The sequence below is a fragment of the uncultured Candidatus Thioglobus sp. genome (assembly GCF_963981275.1).
Taxonomy (GTDB): domain Bacteria; phylum Pseudomonadota; class Gammaproteobacteria; order PS1; family Pseudothioglobaceae; genus Thioglobus_A.
In genome coordinates this window covers 1-3,727 of the sequence record NZ_CAXCCZ010000057.1, presented here as the reverse complement: position 1 = coordinate 3,727, position 3,727 = coordinate 1, and the positions used below count along the sequence as shown (strand labels likewise).

Genomic DNA, 3,727 nt, shown 5'->3' with positions numbered 1-3,727 from the left:
TAGGTGAGAAAGAAAAATGCCAAATAAATACTACTGGATAAAAATACATAAACTTGCTGAGTGCTAAGGTTAGAGACATAAAAAGACTGCTTAACATTGTTAATAAAGATGCTGGCCACAATGAGTGCCAAGGCATTTTGCCCTAAGATATCTCCTTGTAAAATATCTAGCAATACACCCAATATTAGAGCGATAAACAAACTCCCTTTAACTGGAAAATGAATCAGGTAGTAAGTGTAGAGTAGCAACATCCAAAAAGGCGAGCTGTCTAGAATGGTTTCGTGAAGCGGTAGTGCACTTAGGATGAGTGCAAATAAGGTTATTTTGAATAAAAAAAGATAAGGGCGTTGAATATTCATAAATCATCCAAGATGACAACAAATTCTGCATCGTAAATTTGTTGCATGGGTTCAAGTACAATATACATGAAAGGTTCATTTTTACGCTGCTCTACATGGGTAACTCGTCCTACAGGGTAGCCATTTGGGAATTTAGAACCTAAAGCGCTACTGACAAACATATCGTCAACCATAACATCTGATTCAGACTCAATGAATTTAACAAAAAGCTGGTGTTTGTTTTCGGCCACACCTTGACTAACGCCTTGAATGCCATTGCGAACATTTTTAATAGGAATGTATTGCGTCGGGTCGCTGGTAATTAGGATGCTTGCGTTAGTTGGTGTGATTTGTGTAATCTGACCTAGTACACCTTTTGCACCGAGCGCCACCTGGCCAATTTTAAGATTATCATTACTTCCCTTGTTAATGACAATTTGTTTTTTTAACCGAGACCGAGCAACATTTTCAATGCGAGCAGTAGTAAATTTGGCTTGCTGCAAGGTGTAGCTAGATTCTAGCAATGTGTTAAGCTTTTTGTTTTCTAAAGTCAATGCATCTGTTTGTTGTAGCTTAACTTTAAGTTTTAACAATTCATTAGCAAGATTTTGATTATCACGTAAGAGTTGATCTTTCGAAGTGCCTTGTTCATTAATCCAGTTATAGAGCTTCTCGGGTAGGCTAACTACAATATAAACAGGTGAGATTAGTGTGGCAACACTGTGTCTTAAATTATTCAGATAAGCGTACTTATAATCAAAAATAATCAAAAAAATAGCGATAACAATCGGGGTAAAAATTTTAAGAAAGTGCATTTTCCCCTAGCCTGATTGAGTGATGGTTGCTTTACTCAGCTGCCAAAAATCCCATGTTATGTTTACTGATCATATCAAGCGCTACACCACCGCCACGAGCAACACAAGTTAATGGATCATCGGCAATGCGTACTGGTAGGTTGGTCTCTTGATTAATTAATTTATCAAGTCCGTCTAATAGTGCGCCACCACCAGTTAGCACCAGGCCGTTTTCAGCAATATCTGAGCTGAGCTCCGGTGGAGTCTTTTCTAATGCTGTTCTAACAGAGCTAACGATGGTTTTAAGGGGCTCTTGTAAAGCTTCAAGAATTTCAGTATTGGTAATCTCAAAGCTAACAGGGATTCCTTTAGCAACATCACGACCTCTGAATTCGATCTTTTTTACCACCGTCGTTTTAAAGGCAGAGCCAACTTCTTCTTTGATTTGCTCAGCCGTAGCTGGACCAATGATAATGCCGTGCTCTCTACGTACAAATTTTACAATCGTATCGTCAAACACATCGCCACCAACGCGTAGTGAGTCAGAATAAACAATGCCGTTTAGAGACATAATAGCAATTTCAGTCGTGCCACCACCAATATCAATCACCATAGCGCCCGATGCTTCTTCGATTGCCATGCCGGCGCCAAGTGCTGCAGCCATTGGTTCTTCAATCAAATATACGTCACGTGCGCCCGCGCCAACAGCGCTCTCTTTAATAGCGCGACGCTCAACTTGAGTGGCACCACAAGGGACACAGATAAGCACCTTAGGGCTGGGTGAGAAAAAACCAGAACGTAGGACTTTACGAATGAAGTGTTGCAGCATTTTTTCAGTTACTTTAAAGTCAGCAATAACACCATCCTTCATTGGACGAATCGCCTCAATTGAACCTGGCGTTCTACCCAACATGTTTTTAGCATCTTGACCAACGGCAATAACAGTAGCCTCCATTGAGCCTCTATCTTGGCGAATGGCAACAACTGAAGGCTCATTTAAAACGATCTGACCATCCATGTAGATAAGGGTATTTGCGGTACCCAGATCAATTGAAAGACTTTGAGCTTTGAAAAAATCAAACATAAAAATTCCTGATTAATTATTAGTGAAATAAAAAGATATAATACTATAAATAATTAGTAAAAATACAACAATCCTAAAGGCGTTATAAATATGAAAATTCAACAAAAACATGTGATTGAAAGCGTTTTTAACGCCTTGCAATATATTTCGTATTACCATTCGCCTGATTTTATCCAGGCTATGGCAAATGCCTATGAAAAAGAAACGCATGATGCCTCTAAAAATGCTATTGCTCAAATTCTGATTAATTCAAAAATGTCAGCCCTTGGGCAAAGGCCCTTATGCCAAGATACAGGGATTGTTAATGTGTTTGTTGAGGTGGGTATGGATGTTACTTGGGAGGCCGATCTTTCCTTAGATGAAATGATTAATGAAGGGGTTAGACGCGCTTTTACTTTTGATCAAAATCCATTGCGAGCTTCTATTGTTAGAGATCCTCTATTTTCAAGAGAAAACACCAAAGACAATACTCCGGCTGTTATTCACTCAAAGGTAGTGAAAGGTAATCAGCTGAAGTTTATTGTGGCGGCAAAAGGTTGTGGCTCTGAGAATAAAGCCAAGTTTACTGTGCTTAACCCTTCTGCTAGTGTGTCTGATTGGGTGATGAGCATGATTCCTACTATGGGTGCAGGCTGGTGTCCGCCAGGTATTATTGGTATTGGTGTGGGTGGTACAGCAGAAAAAGCCATGCTCATGGCTAAAGAGAGTCTTTTAGATCCTATTGATATTACCGATGTTGCTAAAAAACCCAACCCCAGCAAACTTGAAAAAATGCGTCTAGAGTTGTTAGCAGGTATTAATAACTTAGGTATTGGCGCCCAAGGCTTAGGCGGGCTAACGACTGTACTTGATGTTAAGATTAAAGATTACCCGACACATGCCGCTTCTCAAGCAGTTGCCATGATTCCTAATTGTGCTGCCACACGACACTTGCATTTTTCTATGGACGGCTCAGGTGTGGCTGAGTTGCCAAAAGTAGATATGAGTATCTATCCAGATTTGGAAATGGATTATTCAAAATATAAGAGCATTGATCTTGATTCACTTACGCGCAAGCAAATGAATGACTGGGAGATTGGTGATACTTTACTGCTAACCGGCACCATTATCACTGGTCGTGATGCAGCGCATGCACGCTTAAAGCAAATGTTAGATAACGGCGAAGGATTGCCAAAAGGGGTTGATTTTGACAATAAGTTTATTTATTATGTTGGTCCAGTTGATGCTGTAGGTGATGAAGTAATCGGCCCTGCTGGTCCAACCACCTCCACCCGTATGGATAGATATACCGATATGATGCTTGATAATACCAATATTTTAGGCATGATTGGTAAAGCAGAGCGTGGCGAACAAACTGTGAAAAGTATTCAGAAGCATAAGTCCAGCTATTTAATTGCTGTGGGTGGCGCGGCTTTTTTAATTTCAAAGTCAATCAAAAAAGCTAAAAAAATCGCTTTTTCAGATATTGGTATGGAAGCCATTTATGAGTTTGAAGTAGAAAACATGCCAGT

Annotated in this window: 4 protein-coding genes; 1 reads left to right on the top strand and 3 read right to left on the bottom strand. The window is 39.9% G+C overall.

Features of this window, described 5'->3' with window-relative positions:
* From mreD to ABNR88_RS06980, 3 genes are all read right to left on the bottom strand, one after another.
* The coding region (gene mreD, locus ABNR88_RS06990) for a rod shape-determining protein MreD (protein ID WP_348670232.1) at positions 1-359 on the bottom strand (359 nt) is incomplete at its 3' end.
* Positions 356-1,153, bottom strand: a complete 798-nt coding sequence (gene mreC, locus ABNR88_RS06985; protein ID WP_291928115.1) for a rod shape-determining protein MreC — start codon at positions 1,151-1,153, stop codon at positions 356-358. The genes mreC and mreD, both read right to left, overlap by 4 nt.
* A 31-nt stretch (positions 1,154-1,184) precedes the next feature.
* The gene (locus tag ABNR88_RS06980) at positions 1,185-2,216 is read right to left on the bottom strand and encodes a rod shape-determining protein (protein WP_291928110.1); all 1,032 of its coding nucleotides are present in this window, start codon (positions 2,214-2,216) and stop codon (positions 1,185-1,187) included.
* A 90-nt stretch (positions 2,217-2,306) separates the two neighbouring features.
* Here ABNR88_RS06980 and ABNR88_RS06975 point away from each other — a divergent pair.
* On the top strand, positions 2,307-3,727 hold a 1,421-nt coding region (locus tag ABNR88_RS06975), incomplete at its 3' end, for a fumarate hydratase (protein ID WP_291928107.1).

Excerpts from the sequence above, each read along its gene's own strand:
- mreC (WP_291928115.1), bottom strand. The coding sequence starts at position 1,153 with ATGCACTTTCTTAAAATTTTTACCCCGATTGTTATCGCTATTTTTTTG.
- ABNR88_RS06980 (WP_291928110.1), bottom strand. The coding sequence starts at position 2,216 with ATGTTTGATTTTTTCAAAGCTCAAAGTCTTTCAATTGATCTGGGTACC.